This is a genomic window from Pantoea leporis (assembly GCF_028048155.1).
In the GTDB taxonomy this organism is placed as follows: domain Bacteria; phylum Pseudomonadota; class Gammaproteobacteria; order Enterobacterales; family Enterobacteriaceae; genus Pantoea; species Pantoea leporis.
The window spans coordinates 360,887-382,830 of sequence record NZ_JALMEU010000002.1; the positions used below are offsets into that span (position 1 = coordinate 360,887).

Here is a 21,944-nt window from a genome sequence, read left to right on the forward strand (position 1 = left end):
TATTGTTGTCTGGCCATGAAAAAAATCACATAAGTCAAATGCCCCAGTTAGCGTGGTACGCCTCAACACATTAATTTTCAGTTACTTATACTCGATGGTGCAGTTACTTTCTCTTAATAGTTAAGGGGTACACCATGGCGAATGCGTCCAGCAATACGAATACCACACCACAAAATACTGTCACGGCGGCGGCACCGGTTATTCAGGTCATAGATATCGAACAGCTCAAAGCCACCGAACCTACCACCGGCGGTGAACTCGCTACGGTGCTGGAATATAAGCGCGGAACGAAAGCTGGCGGCGGCGTATTTGTTTATGACGCAACAGATACCACATCGCCAGACGATGGTGGGTTGGTGATTGTGACAGCGGGAAAGAAACGCTGGAAAAGGGTGATACTGGATTATAACTCGGTCACCGTGCTGGATTTTGGCGCGGTGCCTGACGGGAAAACCGACTGCATCGAGGCGGTAAAACGTATGTTTAACTGGTCGCAGCGCGTGTTGCCATCAGCAGGGATACGTTTTACTGCGGGCGAATTTAGTATGTCGACGTTTGATATCTCAGATAAAGAAATTAACCGTTTTAAGGTGACCGGTGCGGCGGTCAATTTCGGTTATTTTCCAACAACGACGTTGTTTTTCGACTGGGATACCAAACCTCGTGGTCAACATTTCTTTAAAGTGCAGGCACGCTATGCCGAAATTTCTGGGCTGGTTGTGAAAGGCAAGAGTTCGGACAGCGGTGGTGATGGCGGCACGGCGTTCAATAATGTCGGTTTCTATGCCAACACCATTATCGGCGGCCAGTTCTTGCGCGTCAGCAGTATGGAATTCCGCTATTTGGGCGGACGCGCGCTTGATCTTATCGATACGCTGGATTGTAAAATCGACCAGTTCTATTCCCGTGGTTGTCAGGACAGCATTGTTTATGCTCGTTGGTCCGATCGCCAACAAGGCGCGTGGGATCACTCTACGGCAATTGAGCTGTCGAATTTTAACTTACAAGGCAGCACGAAGAAGCCAGTATTGGATTTACCGCGCTGTACGCAATCCTTTATTCGCAACGGCTGGATTGAACACTCCGAATTCGCCGGTGATCTTTCCAATGGCCAGTGGGTGATTGAGGGATTAGCGATTGAATCCACCGATAACCCATTAAAACTGGGTTATTGCCGCGCCACTATTATTCAAAAAAGTATCCATAATCAAAGTGCTGGATTCGATTACAGTACCGAAGGTATTGAGCCGTGGACGCTAATCGGTGAAGGCGATCGTGGCGTACTGGAGATGTCGGATTGGGGAATCGTTGCGCAAGGTTCATTGAGCTATGACTATATCTCCTCGCAGTATCACATGGATAATCAGGGGAAAGAGGCTGAACAGTGGTTTTATGTCGGGGAATTCGCCTTCTCTAATGCCAACTCGCAAATACATGTGCGCATTATTGGCACCGCACAATTCCTCTCACAAAGTGAAACCCAAACTGACTTTAGTAGCCGTACGCCGGAAGGCGTGGCAAATATCTATCTGCAGGCAAGAAATGGCGCTGAATCTATTGGCAGTTGGTACGGCGAGGGTTCCAGTCCGGTGACCAAAGTGCATATTTCGGGTAATGGTGCCCGAACCAAACTCTATGTGAAAATTGCGGGATTTACCGCCTATTCCATTGCGCTAGTCGATACCAATGGCAAAGACCGATACCAGGCTGGAAATTGCTTTATTTTCCGTAAAAGCTTCACGGCCTGTAGCGCCGAAGAGAGCACCAGACTGAATGCGGAGAAAGTTGTTGCCTTTGAACAGCACTGGATTGGTAATAAACAAGTTGGCTTTGGGTACAACGACAATAAAGAGTTGTTATTGCATGGTCCGGTGTTCGAAAAGAGCGTGCAAAATACCGATGGATCATGGAGAACGCGTCGTTTCTTAAAAGTTCGAGTCAATGGAACGGAGCGCAGTATTGAATTGCATAGTGCTACCGATCCCTATTAATTTTATCGAGCCAGCAATCGAGGTTGCTGGCTCGACAATAATAAAATCTACGTGGTTAATTGACGCCAGGGATATGCACATCCGGCAACGTATCGCGTACTTCCCAGCCGCGCAATTTGCCGGGATTTAATAAATTGTGGGGATCACAGGCGCGTTTCATCGCCACCACATCAGCACGCACCATGCCCTGTTTGCCATCTTCAATATGAATCACATGTGGATTATTAATATTCACGCCATTCGTGCGGTAAGTAGCCATAATCGCGTTGAGGCGATCTTCGTCCTGATAACGCACCAGCGGTAAACCGCTACAGGTAATGCTGCCGTTCATATCGCGTAAGAATTCAATGTGCGACATCACCTCATCGGATAATTGCGCTTCCAGCGTTAACGCCTGCTGCAAATAGTTATCCGTCGTGTAAGCAGTTTGCAGGTAAGTTAGCGTCTTATCGATTTTCAGCGCCTGCAGCGTGGTGTGATTCCAGCAATATTCGATCAGCGAATGGCCGCTGTTTTCCCCTGCGGCAAAATGCAGCGCATTGCGGCCCGCATGTTGGCTCAGCAGCGCAGGTAACAGCCCGTCGCTTTCGCTGCCCACCACTGAAATCACCCCATGTTTGCCCGCCACATCGGCATCGGCCAGATCGCTGAAGTAATCAAGCACCGGCGCCGCGAACACGGCGATTTGGCGCTTCACCATGCCTGGCGAACGGGCCAGCGCATCGGCAAAGGCCATCGCCGTAGGGAAGTCGTTGAAAGTGTCGAGACGTTCGATCCAGTCGTGGCGCGGTGCCAGCGCCAGTTCAATCTCCAGCACTATGCCATTGCTGCCGTACGCGTGATGCAATAGCAGCGCATCCGGCGCTTGCAGGGTGATAATGCGCGGCGTCTCTTCCATGGTCATCAGGCGCACCGACAACACATTGCCTGGCGCGGCCAGCGGACCGTAATTAATCGAACCTACGCCGCCAAATCCGCCGCCAAACAGGCCGCCGAGCGTCGCCAGTTTCCAGGTGGAGGGCATGCAGCGCAGCTCCCAGCCAAGTGGACGCGTATGCGCTTCGAGGTCGCCAAGGCGAATGCCTGCCTGCGCACGCACCGTGCCGTTTCCGACAGCCGTGACGGCGTTGAGGCGCGTCATATCGACCATCACGCCACCGTGTAGCGGAATCAGCTGACCGTAATTACCGGTGCCGCCGCCGCGCAAATTGAGTGGCACGCGCTGTTTGGCGCAGGCTGCCACGATCAGTGCCAGCTCATGCTCATCACGCGGACGTACCGCCAGTTCGGCAAACTTCGCTTCCAGCTGCGGTTTCAAGACCGGACTGAACCAGTGAAAATCGCGCGACAGACGTTTGACCTTCGGCGCTTCTTTAATCCAGTCGAGTTCAGGCAACGCCGCGACCAGCGCCGCCAGTGCAGACTGGCGATCGGAATCAGACATGTTTATTTCCTGTGTGAAAAGGGGTATTGCGCCGCTACGGCGCATGCGTGTTTCTTAACTGGGGCTCAATTCACTCTCATGCCATGCCGCCAGCACGCGGCGCGTTAGCCACGACATCAGCGCGAACAGCAGGAAGCCTGCCAGTGAAATCAGCAGCAGCGCGGCAAACATCAGCGGGATATTGAGCTGATAACCGGCCTGCAAAATCTGGTACGCCAGCCCGGTATCGGTGCCGCCGGTGCCAGCGACAAACTCTGCCACCACCGCACCAATCAGCGATAAGCCGCTGGAGATGCGCAGCGCGCCGAAGAAGTACGGCAGCGCCGAAGGAATACGCAGGCGCAGCAGAATCTGCATGCGTGACGCATGATTAAGGCGGAAATAGCTCAGCAATCCTGGCGACACGCTACGCAGACCTTGCGTGGTATTGGAAATTATTGGAAACACCGCCATTAAGGTGGCGCACACCACCAGCGACAGCGTGGTGTCTTTCACCCAGATGATGATCAGCGGCGCGATAGCGACAATCGGCGTCACCTGCAAGAACACGATATAGGGAAAAAGGGCGGTCTCAATGAAACGATTTTGCACCAGCAGAAACGCCACAATCGAACCAATCACAATCGCCACCGCAAAGGAGATGACGGTGATTTTCAGGGTGTAGAGCAATGACATAAACAGCGTCGGGAAGTTCTGCACCAGACTTTGCGCCACCACTAGCGGCGACGGCACCAGAAACACCGGCACCTTGAAGGTGGTGACCAGAAACTGCCACAGCAGCAGCATGGCGACCGCGACGATGGCGGGGAACAGCCACTGCTGAAATTGTCGATGGGACGCTAAGGGTTTCATCATTGACTCTCCTTGCTCGCCGCCAGCAGGCCGCGTTGCAACTGTTGCGCATAATGCGTGAAATCCTGGCTGACGCGGAACTCATCGTCGCGCGGCAACGTGGTTTCAATGCGGATGTCATCTACCACGCGTCCGGGGCGCGCCGCCATCATAATCACCCGCTGCGACAGAAACACCGCTTCCTGAATTGAGTGGGTGACAAACACCACCGTCAGCTTCTGCTCCTGCCACAAATCCAGCAGATCGCTGTCCAGCTTGTTACGGGTGATCTCGTCCAGCGCGCCAAACGGCTCATCCATCAGCAGCACCTTCGGGCGCGTGACCAGGCCGCGCGCTATCGACACGCGCATCTGCATGCCGCCGGAAAGTTCGCGCGGCAATACGTGACCAAACTGGCCGAGGCCGACCAGTTCGAGGATTTCGCGCACGCGGGTGTCCGCTTCGGCACGCGGCACGCCCGCCAAATCGAGCGGCAGACGCACGTTTTTGTGCACGTTGCTCCACGGCATTAGCGTCGCTTCCTGAAACACAAACGACAGCGGCAGATCGCGCTGATTTTCGCGCCGATCGCGACGAAACAGCATTAACTTGCCATCGGTGGGCTCAATCAGCCCGGCGATCATTTTCAGCAAGGTGCTTTTGCCGCAGCCGGACGGGCCGAGCAGCGAGACAAATTCGCCCTGACGAATAGTGAGATCGACCGGCAGCAGTGCGCGCGTACCGTTGGGATAAATTTTCTCCGCTGACAGCACCTCAATCGCCGGTGGCGCCGCAGAACGCGGCACCGCTTGCGTATCGGGATGCAGCAGCGTCAAATGGCTGGCGCTATTCATGGCAGAACCTTGACATCTTGGATGAATTTCAGCGTGTAGCTGCCGTCAAACGGCACTTTGGCCGCATCGATCAGCTTGGTATCGACCAGCAGCTGCCAGGTTTGCTTGAGGCGCGCTTCGGTCATGATGCCGATGCCACCGGTTTGCACATCGCCGCCGGTCAGCATCTGGTATTTCTTCATCTGCGCAATGCCGAAAGCGATCTGTTCATCGCTCATCTGCGGGTTCTCTTTCTTGATCAGCACGTTGCCAGCGGCAGGATCTTGCAGATAGTTTTTCCAGCCCTGCATCGACGCTTTCACAAACGCCGCCACCGCAGCCGGCCGTTTCTCAATGGTCGATTTCATGCACACGATGCTGTTGCCGTACGGCGGATAACCCCAATCGCTGATCGGGTAAACATTGGCCTGCGCATTGGCTTTTTGCACCGCAAACGGTTCGGAGGTGATATAGCCTTGCTGCACCAGATTTTTATCGGCGAGGAACGGCTGAATGCTGAAGGTGTAAGGACGCACGCGGGCATTTTTCAGCTTCAGCGCGCTCTGCGCCCACGGCCAATATGAGGTATAGGCTTCCGCCGCCAGCAGGAAGGTTTTGCCCTGCAAATCGGCCTGGTTTTTCACATCCGGATGGGTGAGAAAGGCAATCGCCGAGTGCTGGAAGGTGGTGGCAACCGGCATCGCCTGCACGCCTTGCTGCCAGATTTCCAGCGCCTGCATGTTATCGCTGATAATGCAGTCGGCCTGACCGGCCGCCATCAGCTGCATGGTATGCACCTGCGGACCGCCCATCTTGATGGTGACGTCGAGGCCGGCATCGCGATAGAGATTCTGCGCCTGCGCCTGATAGAAGCCGCCGTGTTCGGCCTGCGCATACCAGTTGGTCATAAAGGTGAATTTCTCCGCCGCCATGCTCGGGGCCGAGAGTGCCAGCGCAAGCGCGGCAACAGTGCTCAATGTTTTTTTCATCGTTATTCCCTAGCGAGGTGTTAAAAAGGCGGCTGCGTCATGGTGATCTAATACTTTGCCTTGCCACTGGCCGGTGCCCCACGCCGGTTCGGCGCGGGTTACCCATGTCATCTGGTGCACTTCGGTAATCACCTGCGCCCAGCTTTCTGCCAGCGAATCGAGGATGGCCGCGCCTTGCTCCGGCGTGGAGGGCAAAGGATCGCCAATCACGCCGCTCGGGCCGAAATCGTAGGAGGCCCACGCCGCCATCGGTTTGTTGGTCGAAAGCGTCGGGCAGGGGAATGCCGGCGGATAATTAGCCACTGCTTTATCCATCTGCACGGTATCGGGCGCCAGCGCCAGCATCAGCGCGGTTTCGGCATGTCCCGCGTGCATCGCCATCTGCCGCTCTTTGTCGTCCATAAAGCTTTCCGCGCAGTTCGGCACTTTAAAGGTGTCTTGCATGATGATGATCATGTCGCCGTGGCGCAGACGCAGCTCGCGCGCCGCCATCTGCAACGGCTGCGGCTGGCCGCCGTGACCGTTAACCATCAGGAACTTGCGGAAACCGGCGCGATAGAGTGATTCGCCAATCTCCAGAATGGTATGCAGCAGGGTTTCGCCGGTCAGCGTTAGCGTGCCGGGAAAATGCAGATGCTCATCCGATTTGCCGTAGGTGATCGGCGGAATGGCGTAGGCCGGGATTTCCGCCGGTAAACGCGCCAGCGCATGGCCGACCACGCCGGAGGCGATCACGCTATCCACCGCGCACGGCAGATGCGGGCCGTGCTGCTCAATCGCGCCGGTCGGCAAGACGATGACGGTGTTGGCTTTATTTTCCAGCGTGGCGATGTCGGTCCAGCTCAGGTACGGCAAAAAGCGGTTTGCCGGATTATAACCATGCAACATTTCAACTCCTCGTGTTATTGCGGCAACCACGCCGTGGCTTCAACTTCAATTAAGACGTCCGGACTCGGCAGCATCTCGCTCACCTGCACCACGGTAGAAACCGGCGGCGCATCGGGAAAAAATTGCTTACGTACCCGGCTGTAGTGGGGAAAATGGTCGAGATTGCGGAAGTACTGCACCAGTTTGAAGACATCGCTCATCTGGCCGCCGGCGCTTTCGATGGTGGCGCGGATGCTCTCCAGCACGTACCAGCTCTGCGCCAGAATCGGCCCCTCTTTAATATCGGTGGAGAACTCGCCGGTGCGGCCAAGCAGCTGTTGCGTCGCTGCGGGAATATCGTCGTAGCCGCGCACAATGGTGGCAGTTTGTGGGTTCACCGGAATAATGCCGGAGAGGAAAATGAAGTCACCCGCGCGTCGCCACGCGGCATATTTCGCCAGCGGTTTTCCCGCTCCTGCATCAAGCGCCATCTGTTGTTTCTCCATAACGCACACCCCTTTTCAGCCGATAGCGCTGACGTTGACGCAACGGCCAGCTCGCCACATCGACATACGGAAAAATCACCAAATCATTGGCCAGCAGCGCGCGGCGTTGGCAGATCAGCGCGGAAGCCTGATCAAACGCCGCGCCCAGTTGCAGGCTCAGCAAACCGCTAAACAGCGTATCGAGCGGATCGTAACTGCCAAACGGACAGAACGCGTCCTGCACGTTATCTGCGCCGAGCAGCAGCGGAATGCCCAGCGCCTGCGCCTCTTTCACCAGCGTTAAACCGCGCAGACGCGGCGTGCGGCCGGGCACCGCGTCCTGTAACAGCAGGTTGGTGAGCGGCAGCGCAATCAACGTCACATTGTGTTGCGCCAGTAAGGCAAGAATCTGTTGCGCATCGTCCTGCTGCGCCAGCGCGCAGCTGTGGCTGCAGGTGATCGCGCCGCTAAATGGATGCTGCTGCAAATAGTGCGCCAGCCAGCGCAATCCCTGCGCCTCAACGTTAAGTTCTTCATCAATATGCAGATCAATATCCAGCTGCCACAATTCGGCGGCTTCCATCAGATGCTGAAACGCCTGCGCATCCCAGTTGCTGCTGTGAATAAAGCCGCCCAATAGCGCGCCGGGACCGCTGGTTGCGACCTGCGCGGCAATATGCTGCGCATCGCAGGCGTCGGCAAAGAAGGTGAGTGGCGCGAGGGCCACGCGCTCAATGCTGCACAGCGGATGGTGCAGATCGCCAATCACTTGCCACGCTAATGGTGCATCAACTGAGAACCAGTCGATGTGGGTGCGCAGCAAACCGACGCCAGCTTCTACCGTCCAGCGCAGCGCCTGCGTAGCGCGCTGCTGCAGATCTGCTGTGTTCCAGTGCACGCGGTCCTGATGCATGGCAGCAATCGCGGCCAGCAAACCGGGCTGTTGCGCCGGGCTGCGTTGAATAGTGAAGGTTTTATCCAGATGCGCGTGCGGTTCGTTAAACGCGGGCAGCACCAGCGCGCCGTGAAGCGGCAGATAATCAGCGGGTGCTGCTGCATGGTCGGGTTCGAATTGCAGGCCCGTGGCGTGGAAATGTAAGGTCGCCAGCTGCGGTTGATTGTTGGCTTCAGGCCAGTTTTCTGGCAGCAGCCAGCGGGGTAAACGTGCGCCGGTCGCACCCGGATAGCCGCTCATAGATCCAGTACCAATAAAGGTGAACGCGCACGTGAACAGCACAGCACGATGCAATCGTTGGCCGCACGCTCTTGCTGGCTCAGCACATCATCACGGTGATCCGGCTCGCCCGCCAACACGCCGGTGATGCAGGCGCCGCACATGCCTTGTTCGCAGGAGAGTTCAATCTCAATCCCTGCTTCTTCAAGTGCTTCAGCGATGGTTTGTTGCTCGCCCACGGCAAAGCGTGCGCCGGAGGAGGCGAGCTGCACTTCGAAGGCAGCGCCAGCCATCAGCGAAGATGTGGATTGGAAGCGCTCGCTGTGCAGCTGTGCTTCGTTCCAGCCATGTTGCAACGCCAGCTGCTGCAGATGATGCATAAAACCCGCCGGGCCGCAGAACACCAGCGCAGCGTTGTCTGGCTGGGTGAGATCGTCGGGAACGTGCTGTCGCAGGCTGTCGCCTTCGCTGCTGTAGTGGATGACCACGCACGCGCCGAGATTGCGCAGACGTTGGCTGAAAGCCAGTTGGTCGGCATGTTTAAGGTAAAGGTGCAGGGTGAAATCCGCCTGACGCGCCGCCAGTGCTTCGGCCATCACCAACAGCGGCGTCAAGCCGATGCCGGCGGCAAATAGCAGCGTGCGCGACGCGTGCGGCAGCGGAAAGTGGTTACGTGGCGCGGATATCTCTAGCTTATCGCCGGTGGTTAACTGCTGATGCAGCCAGCGCGATCCGCCGGTTGAACACTCATCCAGACGTACGCAGATTTCATAATGCTCGGCTGGCGCAGAGCAGAGTGAATACTGGCGTTTACCGCCGTCAGGAATAATGACATCGATGTGCGCGCCGGGCGTGAAAGCAGGCAGCGGCTGCCCGCTGCGATTCGCCAGCGTCAGTAACACATTGCCTGCACCGTTGAACTGCTTTGCGATGACGGTGACGGCGAGAGGAGTGGATTTCATCATCTATATGCCTGAGCAGGGATGTCGTCGGTTGGGAGGCCGCGCAAACCCTTGTTTTAATCATGGCAGCGATTATTATTTTGCCCAAGTGTAAGCGTCCATCTGTTTAATTCGCATGATGCGTTGCAAAAAAGAGAGCACCCCTTATGTTCGCCTTCTCCCGATTTCTGCTCTATTTCACTGAGGTGGCCCGCCAGGGTTCGCTGCGCAAGGCTTCTGAGGTGCTGCACGTCTCGGCATCCTCAATTGATCGGCAGATCCTGCGCGTGGAGGAACAGCTGGATATGCCGCTATTTGAGCGCCATCCATCAGGATTACGTATGACCGCAGCGGGTGAGATCCTGCTGAATGCGGCGAAAAACTGGCAGCGGGATTTTGGTCGCGTCTGCACGCAGCTGGATGATTTGCGCGGATTACGTCACGGCCATGTGCATATCGCCACCATTGATGCGATTAATCGCGGCTTTTTTTCATCGATTTTGCAGCGCATTCGCAGCGACTATCCCGGCATCTCCTTCACGCTGACCACCATGAGCAACATCCACATCGCCAATGCGCTGACCTCGGGCGATGCGGATTTCGGCATCATGCTTAATCCGCAAAGTTCGCGCGAGTTGCTGGTGAAGTCGTTTGCCGATTTACGTCTGGGTATTGTGGTGAGCAGTCAACATCCGCTGGCCAATCTGGAGTCGATCCGTTTCAGCCACTGCGAATCCTGGCCATTTATCGTGCCCGCCGCGCCGCTGATGCTGGCCGATCCGCTGGAAGCGCTGATCAACAGTTCGGGCATTAAGATAAACGAAGTGGCGCGCACCAATAACATTCATATGCTGCGTTCACTGGTGCGTGATGATGTGGGGATAAGCCTGATGTGCTGGCTGGATATCGTTGATGAGTATCGGCGCGGTGAACTGAAGTTTATTCCGCTGATCGATACGGTACTGAAGCCATTTACCTTGTCGCTGTGTGTTGCACCGCAGCGCCAGCTTTCGATTGCCGCTTCGATGATGCTGCGCGAGCTGGAGTCGTTTTTTGCACTGATGCAGAGTGAGGAGTTGCTGGCGTAATCGGTCGCCTTGAATGGCGACCTTACGATAATGTTAATCGGCCCAACGGCTGCGCAAATAATTCACCGCATCCTGGGTTTGTGGCTGATTAAGGTAATTTTCGCGGAACAAAATCGTGCCGTTAATTTGCGGTAGCGACTCGTTGAGATCGAGTTGCTTTTTCAACTCCGGCACGCCGCCATTCACCGTCCAGTCAGGTTCGCTTTTCGACGCTTCGCCGATTTTGTACAGCGCCACACCGATATAGAGTCGCGTATGCGTTGGCTTCACCACGTCCGCCCACCAGTGGGCTAACACGTCGTAACGGGCGGCCTGGCGCGCAAACGGCCAGTAAAGCTGCGGCGCGATGTAATCCAGCAGTCCCATTTGCACCCAGCGACGCGTATCGGCGTAGGCTTCGTCGTAGGCGGCCGCGCCGCGCGTGTCGGAGCCCGCCGCATCATGCGACAGATTGCGCCACACGCCTGCCGGGCTGACGCCAAATTCTACGTTCGGGTTCAGTTGCTTGATGGAGCGCGACACCTGCTCAATTAACAGCAGCGTGTTGTTGCGCCGCCAGTCAGCTTTCGATGCAAAACCCTGACCATACTGGCGGAACGTGGCGCTGTCGTTGAGGGTTGAACCGGGCGTTTCGGTATAGAAATAGTCATCGAACTGCACGCCGTCGATCGGATAGTGCGACACCACTTCCGCAACGATGCTGGTGATCCAGTCGCGTGCGGCGGGAATGCCGGGATCGAGCACAAAGCGGTCGCTGGCGGTGCGGATCCAGTCGCGATGCAGCACAAATACGCTGGCCGGTTGCAGCGCAAGCGTATTATTCAGCGCGTTAACCGTGGAAGGTTTGACGTTGGTCGAGACGCGATATGGGTTGAACCACGCGTGCACCTTCATGCCGCGTTTGTGCGCCTCATCCAGCATAAATTTCAGCGGATCGTAGCCGGGATCTTCACCAATCCTGCCGGTGAGCATATCTGACCACGGCAAGATGCTGGAGCGCCACAGCGCGGTGCCATCCGGTTTTACCTGGAAAAATACCGTATTGATGCCGAGGCTTTTCAGTTTATCTAGCTTATCGGTCAACGCCTGTTGCTGCTGGTGGATGCGGTTGGCCGGGCTGGCATTCACTGAATTGATTGGCGGCCAGTCGAGGCGTGAAACGGTGGTTAGCCACACGCCGCGTACCGGTTCTTTGCTCAGCGCTGGTTTAGTCGGCATTGGCGGTTTGGTGACCGTCGGCAACGGCGTGACCAGTGATTTCGGTGGTGGCGAGGAGCAACTGGCCAGTGAGAGGGCGACAGCAATGGCGACCAGCGCAGCGGATTTTTTATAGGTGTTAACCCAGGGAAAACGATGTGAACAGGCTATGATAAACTCCCTTTTTTGCAACTTTCTGTTCGAAGAGCCTCATTCTCTTATCATGCGAACTAAAGTCAATAATGGTGTCATGGTTTGCACGATGAATCGCGCCGCTACTGATAAGTACGGGATTTTGTAGCGTCGCAATGAATTGCACGCAGTAAATTTATTTGAGGAACCCAAAACCTATGCAATACGAAGACCTTTATCGCCGTATCGGCCAGATCATCTTTAGCTGTGGCCCGCAAGGTGCGCGGGAATTGATCGTTCAGGCTGAACTGTTTGCGGACGATGATGGCGGGCAGTTTCAGTTCGATTACATCGATGAAAACGGTGAACCGGATTGGTTTGAACCCGATGCGCGCGCGATAGGCGATCTCTCGGAGGCGCTGAAAGATTTTCAGCAGTACTTCGTGGATAACAATATGACCAACGGTCTGCCGGTGTGGCGTAAATGCGCGATAAACCTGAACGTGCAGGAAGAAGCCATCAGCATCGACGTGCAGTACGACTAAGTTCCGCGGCATCCTTGCCTGGAAGTCATGCGTTACGAACGTAACGCCACCATCTCCTCGTTTTTCCGCGCCACGCGTTTGCGATGCACAATACGGCTGGCGGCGACGACACCCAGCGTCAACAGGCCGGTGGCGATAATCTCTGGACGGTGTTGTTGGTTGAAAAGCATGGCAACCAACACGCCAACGATGAACACCATCGTCGCCCACGTCAGGCCAGGGAACAGCCACATGCGATAGCTGAGGATTTCACCGCGCGCTTCGCGCTTTTTACGCAGCACCAGATGAGACGCGGCGATCACCAGATACACCAGCAACGCGATGGCGCCGGAACTGGCGAGCAGGAACTCAAATACTGCGCTCGGCGCCAGATAGTTAGCGATCACCGCGAGGAAGGCCGCCGCCGTGGAGAGCAACACCGCTACCCACGGCGTGCCGCTGCGGGTGGTGCGCGACGCGACGGCAGGCGCATCTTCACGACGTGAAAGCGAATAGATCATGCGCGATGCGGTATACAGCGCAGAGTTGAGACAGCTACACACCGCAATCAACACCACCACATCAACAATCTGCTTAGCGTAAGGCACGTTCATCATCTGCATCGCCGTCTGGTAAGAACCTGCTTTCATCAGCGACGGCGTATTCCACGGCACCAGCGCCACCACGATGAAGATCGACAGCAGATAGAACAGCGCGATGCGCCAGATCACCGAGTTGGTGGCCTGCGTAATTTGTTTCTTCGGCTCGCGCGATTCGGCGGCGGCAATGGTGACAATCTCGGTACCCATAAAAGAGAACATGGTCGTGAGGATTGCCGCCAGCACCGCGCCGATGCCGTTAGGCATAAAGCCTTGCGTGTCATACAGATGTGAGATCCCCTGCGTGCTGCTGCCCGGCATCAAACCAAACACCGCTAAGCTACCCGCGCAGAGAAATGCGACAATCGCCACCACTTTCAGCAGGGCGAACCAGAATTCAAACTCGCCATAGTTTTTGACGCTGAATAGGTTGCTGATGGTCAGGAACGTGGTGATCGCCAGCGTGTATTCCCATACCGGAACTTGTGGAAACCACGAATGCAGGATGGTGCCAGCGGCGTTGGCTTCCAGCGGGATCACTAACACCCAGAACCACCAGTACAGCCAGCCGATGGTGAAACCGGCCCAGCGGCCCAGCGATTTGTCGGCGTAGGTGGAGAAAGAGCCGGAATCCGGTGATGCCACCGCCATTTCGGCCAGCATGCGCATAATCAGCACCACCAACGCGCCCGCGGCGATGTAGGCTAGCAGTACCGCCGGGCCGGCTTCGGCGATCGCATGGCCAGAGCCAACAAATAATCCGGCACCAATCACGCCACCAATTGATAACATCCGCACATGACGCGGCTTCAGGCCTTGCGCCAGTACATCGGCATTCTGTGAACTCATCAATATTTCTCCAAAGCGTCTCTCGGGCCGCGCGACGCGCAGCCGGGTTACAACAGGTGAGAAGCCCAGCCCGCCGCGCGAGCTGGGTAGATTGTTACGAATCGGCGTGTTGACTCAGCACGCTGCTGAGGATCTCCAGCGCCTGGCCGAACTGCGCATCAGGAATGGTGAGCGGATAGAGGAAGCGGATGACATTGCCCTGCGGGCCACAAGTAAGCAGCAGCAGCCCACGCGCCATCGCTTGTTGCTGGATGGTTTGCGCGGTTTGCGCGCTGGCGAACTCCACCGCAATCATCGAGCCAAGGCCGCGAATGTCGGTGATGGAGGAATACTGGCTGCGTGCGCTGTGCAGGAAGTCGGTTAACTGCGCACCGAGTTGTTGAGCACGTTCGCACAGCTTCTCGTCGGCGATCACGTCCAGCACCGCATGCGCCGCGGCAATCGCCAGCGGATTGCCAGCGTAGGTGCCACCCAAGCCGCCTGGACCCGGCGCATCCATAATCTCGGCCCGGCCGCTGACCGCCGATAACGGCATGCCGCCCGCGAGGCTTTTCGCCATGGTGATGAGATCCGGTTTCACCGTATAGTGATCCATCGCGAACAATTTGCCGGTGCGGGCAAAGCCGGTTTGTACTTCATCGGCAATCAGCAGAATGCCGTGCTCATCGGCCAGCGACCGCAGGCGGTTGAAGAATTCAGGCGGCGCGACGTGGAAGCCGCCTTCGCCCTGAATTGGCTCCAGCACGATGGCCGCAACATCCTGTGGCGCGATGTCCTGCGCGAAAATATCCTGCAAGCTGGCCAGCGCATCATCAACGCTGATGCCGGTGACGCTGTTGGGGTAGCGCGCGTGCCACACCGACGCGGGCATCGGACCGAAGTCGCGTTTGTAAGGGGCCACTTTGCCGGTCATCGCCATGGTCATAAAAGTACGACCGTGGAAGGCGTTGCCGAAGGTGATGATGCCGTGACGACGCGTCGCCGCACGCGCCACTTTTACCGCGTTTTCTACCGCTTCAGCGCCGGTGGAGAAGAACGCGGTTTTGGCTTTACCGGCAATCGGCACCACGCGATTGAGGCGTTCCGCCAGCGCCACATAGCTCTCATACGGCGTTACCTGGAATGCGGTATGGGTAAATTTCTCTAACTGATCGGCAATCGCCTGCACGATGCGCGGATGGCGATGCCCGGTGTTCAGCACCGCGATGCCGCCAGCGAAGTCGATCCAGCTGTTGCCTTCACCATCGCGCAGCGTGGCGTTCTCCGCGTGCTCTACGTACCACTGACAAAGATTGCCGGTGCCGCGTGGCAGGGCATCATCTTTACGTTGCTGCAACTGGCTGTTTTTACCTTCCATAACCTTTCCTTAGCGATAAGCGTCTTTACAAATCACGACAAACACGCTTATTTATGCCTGCGCTGAGTAATCTTGCCAGAGCCACTTTCAGTGAAAAGAGGGGAGCCAATTGCGAAGTTTGTACGCCGATCATGTATTAGAGCGCATGCAGTTTATGCCGGAAGGGACGTTGCAGCAGCGTTTGCTGAGCTGTATGCAAGCCGCTATTGCAGAAGGCATTTTTCCGCGCGCCACGCGCTTGCCCGCCACGCGCGATTTGGCGCGCGAGCTGTCGGTGTCGCGCAACACGGTGTTGAACGTGTATGAGAATTTGATGGCACAAGGCTACGTCACGGCGCGTACCGGCAGCGGAACATGGATTGCAGAAAATTTGCCGGAGGGATCGCTGAACACGCCGCGCAACGTGGCGCCGATCGAAACGTTAACCGCGAAACCGGCGGCGATTTCCAAACGCGGCGCTTCGCTGCTCGGCCATGCCAATGCCTCGCCATATCAGTGGGGCGCTTTTGTGCCTGGCGCGCCGGATGTCACGCAGTTCCCGCATAAACTCTTCAGCCAGATTCAGGCGCGTCTGAACCGTGAACCGGATATCGAACGGCTGATCTACAGCAGCAACGGCGGCTGTGCACAGCTGCGTGCTGCTCTGGCGGAGTACCTGAGTGTGGCGCGTTCGGTACGCGCCGATGCCGACCAAATCATCATCACTGAAGGGATTCATCAGGCGGTGGATTTGGTTTCGCGCGTGTTGTGCGATCCCGGCGATCAGGTGTGGATCGAAGAGCCTGGTTATTGGGGGACGCGCAATCTGCTACGCATCAACGGACTGAAAATCAATGCCATTGCGGTGGATGAGCAGGGATTGATCCCCGATTTGCCGCCGCGCAGTCGCGCACCGAAGATGATTTTCGTGACACCGTCACATCAATATCCGCTGGGCGTGCATCTCAGCCTGGAGCGACGCAAGCAGCTGCTCGATCTGGCGCGCAAACACAAAACATGGCTGGTGGAAGATGATTACGACAGCGAGTTTCGCTTTTCCGGCCAGCCGTTCCCGTCGTTGCAAGGCTTTGAGCCGGATGCGCCGGTGATTTATATGGGCACTTTTAGCAAGACACTCTATCCGGCGCTGCGTCTCGGTTATTTGGTAGTGCCAAAAGCGCTGGCGCAGCCGCTGCGTGTGGCGGCGGCGGAACTCTATCGCGGCGGGCATTTGCTGGTGCAGCGCGCGCTGGCAGAGTTCATCCAAAAAGGGCATTACATGTCGCACATTCGCCGCATGCGTAAACTTTACAGCCAGCGGCGGCGCTTTATGGTGAGCCTGATTGAGCGTTATGTGGGCGCCGATTTTCTGCCGGTAGTGAATCATGAGGCGGGATTGCACCTGGTAATGAATCTGCCAACCGGCTGCGACGATGTGGCGGTCGCCGCACTGGCGCTACGGCGCGGCGTGAAGGTGCGGCCGTTGTCGCAATATTATATGCATCCGCAGGAGCGGCGCGGCTTGCTGTTGGGTTTTGCCTGCGTCGATGAGCGGCAGTGTCAGGATGCGTTTGGTATTCTCAAAGGTTGTCTGGCCGAGGCAAAAATCATTTAAACAGTGAATAATCCGTAGCGGCGCAATTTGTTGCGCAATGTATATGTGCAAAACACGCGCAATAAATGGCGCCGCTACGAAGGGTGCTCTATCGCTGGCCGATGGTGTTTAGCCGCTGCACAATTTCTGGCGTAAGTTTCACTTCGCTACTCGCCAGGTTCTGCTTCAGGTGCTCCGGCGATGACGTGCCCGGAATCAGCAGAATATTAGGCGAACGCTGCAGCAGCCACGCCAGCGCCACCTGCAGCGGCGTAGCATTGAGCTCAATCGCTACCTCGCTCAGCTGATCCGATTGCAGCGGTGAAAATCCGCCGAGTGGGAAAAACGGCACATAAGGAATGCCTTGCGCTGCCAGTTGGTCGAGCAGCGCCTCATCCTGACGATTGGCCAGATTATAGAGATTTTGCACGCAGGCGATCGGCGTCATCGCCTGGGCATCGGCCACCTGTTTAGCCGTCACGTTGCTCAGACCAATGTGTCGAACCAGCCCGCGCTCTTTTAGCTTGATCATCGCTTCAACCTGCGGCTCCAGCGAACCCTCTTTCGGTCCGTGCACGTCCAGCATCGAACGCAGATTCACCACTTCCATCACATCAAGCCCTAGATTGCGCAGGTTATCTTCCACCGCTTGCGTTAGCGCTTCTGGCGTGAATGCCGGTAACCAGCCGCCTTTATCGTTGCGGCGCGCGCCTACTTTGGTGACGATAACCAGATCGTCGGCGTAAGGGTGTAACGCTTTTTTGATCAGCTGATTGGTGATATGCGGACCGTAGAAGTCGCTGGTATCAATGTGATTCACGCCTGCTGCGACCGCATCGCGCAGCACCTGTAAAGCACGCGCTTCATCTTTCGGCGGACCAAACACGCCGGGACCGGCTAACTGCATGGCACCGTAACCGAGTCGTGCAACCTGGCGGTCGCCAAGGGTGTAAGTCAATGCTGGATGAGACATGGAAAGCTCCTTCGTCAGTGTGTGGTTAGATTGTAATCGCCAAAACGCTGTGCAACTATCCGTACAAATTGGGACACAGTGTACGAGGTAGCGAACAATGACATTGGATATCGCCTTGCTGCACGCGGTGGTGGCGGTGGCCAAAGCAGGCGGGTTTCGCGAGGCGGCGCGCATGACCGGCAGTAATCCGTCGCGCTTGAGTGATGCGGTGCGGCGTGCCGAAGAGCAGCTCGGCGTACGGCTGTTCAATCGCACCACGCGCAGCGTGGCATTAACTGAAGCTGGCAGGGCGCTGATGTCGCGCCTGCTTCCGGCGATGAACGAAGTGGATGCGGCGCTGGATGCGTTGAATACGTTCCGCGATACGCCGGGCGGCACCTTGCGCTTAAACGTGCCGGTGAGTGCCGCGCGCATCGTGTTACCGGCGATTGTACCGGGATTTCTCAAGCGCTATCCCGATATCCAGCTGGAAGTGGTGGCGGAAAGTAATGTGCAGGATGTGTTCCGCGATAGTTGTGATGCCGGCATTCGTTACGACAATCATCTGGAGCAAGACATGGTGGCACTGCCAATCGGTCCGCGCACCCAGCGCTTTGCCCTGGCGGCATCACCCGCGTATCTGGCGCAGTTCGGTAAACCACAGCATCCGCGCGACTTAGTGCAGCATCGCTGTTTACACGGACGCTATGCGACTGGCGTGATTGCCGAATGGGAATTTACCTGCGGCGAGGAAACCGTGCGCTTGCAGCCGAAAGGTCCGCTGATTTGCAGTATCGGCGCGGCGATGGACTTGACGGTAGAAGCGGCAATCGCTGGCTGCGGCATGGTCTACTTATTTGAGGATTGGATCAGACCGGCGCTGAATGATGGCAGCCTGCAGCCGATTCTGCCGGATTGGTGGCAAAGCTTCTCTGGCCTTTGGCTCTATTACAACGATCGCCGGTTGATTCCGGCGCCGCTACAGGCGTTTCTGGATTATGTGCGCGAACTGAATTCAGGTGCAGAAGCGAAAAAAAGCCGATAACCGTTGCCAGTTATCGGCTTATTCACATCACAGGTAATTATGCGTTCAGCAGCTGATTCGCGGTTTTCTCAACCAGCGCCAGCAGGACTTTAACATCTTCCAGCGTCACGGTTGGGTTCAGCAAGGTCAGCTTCAGGCAGGTTACGCCCTGATTCTCGGTCACACCTACGTTGGCGCGGCCTGAATCCAGCAGCGCATCGCCAATACGCTGGTTGAACAGCGCAATCTGAGCAGTATCGGTCAGTTGCTCTGGACGATAGCGGAACAGTACGCTCGCCAGCTGAGGCTGCATCACCAGCTCGAGGCGTGGTTCAGAGGTAACAAACTTCGCCACTTCCTGCGCCAGCGTCACACCGTGATCGATGATCGCCGCATACTGTTTCTGACCCAGCGCTTCCAGACCCATCCACAGCTTCAGCGCATCGAAACGACGCGTGGTCTGCAGGGATTTGGATACCAGATTCGGTACGCCGGCCTCTTCGTCAAACTCAGAGTTCAGGTAAGCCGCCTGATAGCGCATCAGCTCGTAATGACGCTCATCTTTCAGCAGGAACGCGCCGCAGCTGATGGTCTGGAAATACTGTTTATGGAAGTCCAAAGTGACGGAATCCACCCGCTCCAGGCCATCGAGGTAGTCGCGATACTTCTCGGACAGCAGCAGCGCGCCGCCCCATGCTGCATCAACGTGTACCCAAATGTTGCGCTCGGCAGCAATGCCGGCAATTTCACGCAGCGGATCGATAGCACCGGCATCGGTGGTACCGGCGGTCGCCACGATCGCCAGGATCTGTTCGCCGTTAGCGTCGGCCTGCGCCAGTTTGGCTTTAAGGTCTGACACGTCCATACGGGCGAACTCATCAGACTTCACCTGCACCACAGACTGATAGCCGTGTCCAAGCAGCGCCATGTTCTTCTGTACGGAGAAGTGCGCGTTTTCAGAACACAGCACTTTGATCTTACGCAGATCACCAATGATCCCGTGCTGCTGCACCGAGTGACCCTGACGCTGATAGAAGGCGTCGCGTGCCAGCATCAGACCCATCAGGTTGCTCTGGGTGCCGCCGCTGGTGAACACACCGGCGTCGCCAGCCGGGTAACCCACTTGCGCACGCAGCCATTCGATCAGTTTGATCTCAAAGATGGTGGCAGAAGGGCTCTGATCCCACGAATCCATACTCTGATTGGTGGCGTTGATCAGGACTTCTGCCGCCTGACTTACCACCAGACTCGGGCAGTGCAGATGCGCTACACATTGCGGGTGATGCACTGAAAGACTGTCTTTCAGGAAATATTCAATCGCGCGTTCAATCGCGGCCTGGTTACCCAGGCCGTTTGGATTGAAGTCGAGCGTGATACGCTCGCGCAGTTCGGCAACGCTTTTGCCTTGATACATCTCAGGCTGTTGCAGCCACTGCACAACCGCGGCGCTGCTCTGGGCAATCGCCTGCTGGTACGCCTCAATGCTCTGTGCAGAGGCGGCCAGAATCGGGTTTACTTCAGACATTTACTCTTCCAATCAAACAGGTTTGACGCCAGCGCCAATCAGCGCCTGCTCAAATTTATCCAGGAAAATCGCCAGCTCATCGTTGGTGATCAGCAGTGAAGGCAGCAGACGCAGAACTGCGCCATGGCGGCCACCGCGCTCCAGAATCAGACCTGCTTCGAAGCACTTCTTCTGCAGCAGCGCAGAGAGTTCGCCGTCAGCCGGGAAGCTGCCCATGTGATCGGCCGCTTCGTTCGGTTTAACGATCTCAATACCGATCATCATGCCGAGACCACGAACGTGACCAATTACCGGGAAGCGTTTCTGCATCGCGGCCAGCTGCTGTTTCAGCCATTCACCCTGCGCGGCCACTTTGCCTGCAATATCCTGTTCTTTGAGGATTTTCAGCGTGGTCAGGCCGGTAGCCATCGCCAGCTGGTTGCCACGGAAGGTGCCGGTGTGATGACCCGGTGACCAAACGTCGAACTGCTTTTTGATGCCCAGCACAGCCAGTGGCAGACCGCCGCCCACAGCTTTAGACATCACGATGATGTCTGGCTCGATGCCGGCGTGTTCGAAGGCGAAGAATTTGCCGGTACGGGCAAAGCCAGCCTGAACTTCGTCGAGGATCAACAGAATGCCGTGTTCCTGCGTCACTTTACGGATGCGCTGCAGCCACTCAGCGGGAGCTGGGTTCACGCCGCCTTCGCCCTGAACGGCTTCGAGGATTACTGCTGCAGGCTTACGCACGCCGCTTTCCACGTCGTTGATCAGGTTGTCGAAATAATAGGTCAGCGCTTTCACGCCAGCTTCACCACCGATACCCAGCGGGCAACGATACTGATGCGGATAAGGCATGAACTGCACTTCTGGCATCATGCCATCTACCGCTTCTTTCGGTGCCAGGTTACCGGTGACGGACAGCGCGCCGTGCGTCATACCGTGATAACCGCCAGAGAAGCTGATCACGCCGCTACGGCCAGTGGCTTTCTTCGCCAGTTTCAGTGCGGCTTCAACCGCATCGGCACCAGAAGGGCCGGTGAACTGCAGGCAATAATCTTTACCCTGGCCTGGCAGCAGCGAGAGCAGAGACTCAGAGAACTGATCTTTCAGTGGAGTAGTCAGATCAAGAGTATGTAACGGCAAGCCGCTGGTAATGACATTTTGAATGCTCTGGAGAACATCAGGATGATTGTGACCCAGTGCCAGCGTCCCTGCGCCAGCCAGACAGTCAAGATATTGTTTATTCTCAACATCTGTGATCCACACGCCATGGGCTTTAGCGATAGCTAAAGGCAGTTTGCGCGGGTAACTCCTAACGTTAGATTCAAACTCAGCCTGACGGGCTAAGAATGCGTCGTTATTTCCGTTGAATGCATTGGCACCAAAACTATCAATACGGACTTTATCCGTCATCATATCTCTCCTTCAACCGGGGCACGTAAGGCTCGCCAATTGACTAATTGAACAAAAAAGTAACAGCTGTGAAAAAACGCGGCCAATATAGAGCCTTTTGACCTACATCACAATGATTAATTTTGTTTAGATTTGTTTACTCTTTCCATATATGAATCAGAGCGTTGGCCAGAA

Annotated in this window: 19 protein-coding genes; 5 read left to right on the forward strand and 14 right to left on the reverse strand. The window is 56.4% G+C overall.

Going from position 1 to position 21,944, the window contains the following annotated elements:
- Positions 1–134 precede the first annotated feature (134 nt).
- The gene (locus MWH02_RS08880) at positions 135–1,991 is read left to right on the forward strand and encodes a putative phage tail protein (protein ID WP_271460386.1); all 1,857 of its coding nucleotides are present in this window, start codon (positions 135–137) and stop codon (positions 1,989–1,991) included.
- A gap of 55 nt (positions 1,992–2,046) precedes the next feature.
- On the opposite strand, the gene MWH02_RS08885 is transcribed toward MWH02_RS08880, so the two are convergent.
- From MWH02_RS08885 to MWH02_RS08920, 8 genes are read right to left on the reverse strand one after another with little or no spacing between them, the layout of a single operon-like run.
- Complete coding sequence (locus tag MWH02_RS08885; protein ID WP_271460387.1) at positions 2,047–3,435, reverse strand: FAD-binding oxidoreductase; 1,389 nt, start codon at positions 3,433–3,435, stop codon at positions 2,047–2,049.
- 54 nt (positions 3,436–3,489) lie between these two features.
- On the reverse strand, positions 3,490–4,290 hold the full coding sequence (locus MWH02_RS08890; RefSeq protein ID WP_101761439.1) for an ABC transporter permease: 801 nt from the start codon (positions 4,288–4,290) through the stop codon (positions 3,490–3,492).
- Positions 4,287–5,120 carry an ABC transporter ATP-binding protein gene (locus MWH02_RS08895; protein WP_217548126.1) on the reverse strand — a complete coding sequence of 278 codons (834 nt, stop codon included), beginning with the start codon at positions 5,118–5,120 and terminating at the stop codon, positions 4,287–4,289. The genes MWH02_RS08890 and MWH02_RS08895 overlap by 4 nt, the downstream gene beginning before the upstream one ends.
- Complete coding sequence (locus MWH02_RS08900; protein WP_217548128.1) at positions 5,117–6,088, reverse strand: ABC transporter substrate-binding protein; 972 nt, start codon at positions 6,086–6,088, stop codon at positions 5,117–5,119. The genes MWH02_RS08895 and MWH02_RS08900 overlap by 4 nt, the downstream gene beginning before the upstream one ends.
- A gap of 9 nt (positions 6,089–6,097) precedes the next feature.
- Positions 6,098–6,976 carry a creatininase family protein gene (locus tag MWH02_RS08905; protein WP_271460388.1) on the reverse strand — a complete coding sequence of 293 codons (879 nt, stop codon included), beginning with the start codon at positions 6,974–6,976 and terminating at the stop codon, positions 6,098–6,100.
- Between the two features lie 14 nt (positions 6,977–6,990).
- A complete protein-coding gene (locus MWH02_RS08910) occupies positions 6,991–7,446 on the reverse strand; it encodes a RidA family protein (protein ID WP_271460622.1) in 456 nt (151 codons plus the stop codon).
- Positions 7,436–8,635 carry an amidohydrolase family protein gene (locus MWH02_RS08915; protein WP_271460389.1) on the reverse strand — a complete coding sequence of 400 codons (1,200 nt, stop codon included), beginning with the start codon at positions 8,633–8,635 and terminating at the stop codon, positions 7,436–7,438. Before MWH02_RS08915 ends, MWH02_RS08910 begins: the two co-directional genes overlap by 11 nt.
- Positions 8,632–9,579, reverse strand: a complete 948-nt coding sequence (locus MWH02_RS08920; protein WP_271460390.1) for a PDR/VanB family oxidoreductase — start codon at positions 9,577–9,579, stop codon at positions 8,632–8,634. The genes MWH02_RS08915 and MWH02_RS08920 overlap by 4 nt, the downstream gene beginning before the upstream one ends.
- Before the next feature lie 143 nt (positions 9,580–9,722).
- On the opposite strand from MWH02_RS08920, the gene MWH02_RS08925 reads away from it, so the two are divergent.
- Positions 9,723–10,643: a LysR family transcriptional regulator gene (locus MWH02_RS08925; RefSeq protein ID WP_101761445.1), complete on the forward strand. Its 921-nt coding sequence runs from the start codon at positions 9,723–9,725 to the stop codon at positions 10,641–10,643.
- 33 nt (positions 10,644–10,676) lie between these two features.
- Here the strand turns inward: MWH02_RS08925 and MWH02_RS08930 are convergent, their stop codons facing one another.
- Complete coding sequence (locus MWH02_RS08930) at positions 10,677–12,014, reverse strand: glycoside hydrolase family 10-like protein (protein ID WP_439652368.1); 1,338 nt, start codon at positions 12,012–12,014, stop codon at positions 10,677–10,679.
- A gap of 176 nt (positions 12,015–12,190) precedes the next feature.
- Between MWH02_RS08930 and MWH02_RS08935 the strand changes: the two genes are divergently transcribed.
- The gene (locus tag MWH02_RS08935) at positions 12,191–12,517 is read left to right on the forward strand and encodes a hypothetical protein (protein WP_101761446.1); all 327 of its coding nucleotides are present in this window, start codon (positions 12,191–12,193) and stop codon (positions 12,515–12,517) included.
- Positions 12,518–12,549: 32 nt separating this feature from the next.
- Here MWH02_RS08935 and gabP read toward each other — a convergent pair whose 3' ends face one another.
- Positions 12,550–13,944 (reverse strand): GABA permease, encoded by a 1,395-nt coding sequence (gene gabP / locus MWH02_RS08940; protein WP_101761447.1) that lies wholly within the window; start codon positions 13,942–13,944, stop codon positions 12,550–12,552.
- Between the two features lie 94 nt (positions 13,945–14,038).
- Positions 14,039–15,301, reverse strand: coding sequence for a 4-aminobutyrate--2-oxoglutarate transaminase (gene gabT / locus MWH02_RS08945; RefSeq protein ID WP_271460391.1), 1,263 nt, complete (start codon positions 15,299–15,301; stop codon positions 14,039–14,041).
- A 109-nt stretch (positions 15,302–15,410) separates the two neighbouring features.
- Between gabT and pdxR the strand changes: the two genes are divergently transcribed.
- Entirely contained in the window at positions 15,411–16,895 is a 1,485-nt protein-coding gene (gene pdxR / locus MWH02_RS08950; RefSeq protein WP_271460392.1) for a MocR-like pyridoxine biosynthesis transcription factor PdxR, read from the forward strand.
- Positions 16,896–16,983: 88 nt separating this feature from the next.
- On the opposite strand, the gene MWH02_RS08955 is transcribed toward pdxR, so the two are convergent.
- The gene (locus tag MWH02_RS08955; RefSeq protein WP_271460393.1) at positions 16,984–17,847 is read right to left on the reverse strand and encodes an aldo/keto reductase family oxidoreductase; all 864 of its coding nucleotides are present in this window, start codon (positions 17,845–17,847) and stop codon (positions 16,984–16,986) included.
- A gap of 97 nt (positions 17,848–17,944) precedes the next feature.
- On the opposite strand from MWH02_RS08955, the gene MWH02_RS08960 reads away from it, so the two are divergent.
- On the forward strand, positions 17,945–18,871 hold the full coding sequence (locus MWH02_RS08960; protein WP_271460394.1) for a LysR family transcriptional regulator: 927 nt from the start codon (positions 17,945–17,947) through the stop codon (positions 18,869–18,871).
- A gap of 37 nt (positions 18,872–18,908) precedes the next feature.
- Here MWH02_RS08960 and MWH02_RS08965 read toward each other — a convergent pair whose 3' ends face one another.
- Together MWH02_RS08965 and MWH02_RS08970 are read right to left on the reverse strand one after the other, a co-directional pair.
- Positions 18,909–20,375, reverse strand: a complete 1,467-nt coding sequence (locus MWH02_RS08965) for a pyridoxal phosphate-dependent decarboxylase family protein (protein ID WP_271460395.1) — start codon at positions 20,373–20,375, stop codon at positions 18,909–18,911.
- 12 nt (positions 20,376–20,387) lie between these two features.
- Positions 20,388–21,773, reverse strand: a complete 1,386-nt coding sequence (locus tag MWH02_RS08970) for a diaminobutyrate--2-oxoglutarate transaminase (RefSeq protein ID WP_110866938.1) — start codon at positions 21,771–21,773, stop codon at positions 20,388–20,390.
- Positions 21,774–21,944 lie beyond the last annotated feature (171 nt).

What these genes read in the sequence shown, in the direction of transcription:
- MWH02_RS08880 (WP_271460386.1), top strand. Translation starts at nt 135, where the DNA reads ATGGCGAATGCGTCCAGCAATACGAATACCACACCACAAAATACTGTC.
- MWH02_RS08885 (WP_271460387.1), bottom strand. Translation starts at nt 3,435, where the DNA reads ATGTCTGATTCCGATCGCCAGTCTGCACTGGCGGCGCTGGTCGCGGCG.
- MWH02_RS08890 (WP_101761439.1), bottom strand. Translation starts at nt 4,290, where the DNA reads ATGATGAAACCCTTAGCGTCCCATCGACAATTTCAGCAGTGGCTGTTC.
- MWH02_RS08895 (WP_217548126.1), bottom strand. Translation starts at nt 5,120, where the DNA reads ATGAATAGCGCCAGCCATTTGACGCTGCTGCATCCCGATACGCAAGCG.
- MWH02_RS08900 (WP_217548128.1), bottom strand. Translation starts at nt 6,088, where the DNA reads ATGAAAAAAACATTGAGCACTGTTGCCGCGCTTGCGCTGGCACTCTCG.
- MWH02_RS08905 (WP_271460388.1), bottom strand. Translation starts at nt 6,976, where the DNA reads ATGTTGCATGGTTATAATCCGGCAAACCGCTTTTTGCCGTACCTGAGC.
- MWH02_RS08910 (WP_271460622.1), bottom strand. Translation starts at nt 7,446, where the DNA reads ATGGCGCTTGATGCAGGAGCGGGAAAACCGCTGGCGAAATATGCCGCG.
- MWH02_RS08915 (WP_271460389.1), bottom strand. Translation starts at nt 8,635, where the DNA reads ATGAGCGGCTATCCGGGTGCGACCGGCGCACGTTTACCCCGCTGGCTG.
- MWH02_RS08920 (WP_271460390.1), bottom strand. Translation starts at nt 9,579, where the DNA reads ATGATGAAATCCACTCCTCTCGCCGTCACCGTCATCGCAAAGCAGTTC.
- MWH02_RS08925 (WP_101761445.1), top strand. Translation starts at nt 9,723, where the DNA reads ATGTTCGCCTTCTCCCGATTTCTGCTCTATTTCACTGAGGTGGCCCGC.
- MWH02_RS08935 (WP_101761446.1), top strand. Translation starts at nt 12,191, where the DNA reads ATGCAATACGAAGACCTTTATCGCCGTATCGGCCAGATCATCTTTAGC.
- gabP (WP_101761447.1), bottom strand. Translation starts at nt 13,944, where the DNA reads ATGAGTTCACAGAATGCCGATGTACTGGCGCAAGGCCTGAAGCCGCGT.
- gabT (WP_271460391.1), bottom strand. Translation starts at nt 15,301, where the DNA reads ATGGAAGGTAAAAACAGCCAGTTGCAGCAACGTAAAGATGATGCCCTG.
- MWH02_RS08955 (WP_271460393.1), bottom strand. Translation starts at nt 17,847, where the DNA reads ATGTCTCATCCAGCATTGACTTACACCCTTGGCGACCGCCAGGTTGCA.
- MWH02_RS08960 (WP_271460394.1), top strand. Translation starts at nt 17,945, where the DNA reads ATGACATTGGATATCGCCTTGCTGCACGCGGTGGTGGCGGTGGCCAAA.
- MWH02_RS08965 (WP_271460395.1), bottom strand. Translation starts at nt 20,375, where the DNA reads ATGTCTGAAGTAAACCCGATTCTGGCCGCCTCTGCACAGAGCATTGAG.
- MWH02_RS08970 (WP_110866938.1), bottom strand. Translation starts at nt 21,773, where the DNA reads ATGATGACGGATAAAGTCCGTATTGATAGTTTTGGTGCCAATGCATTC.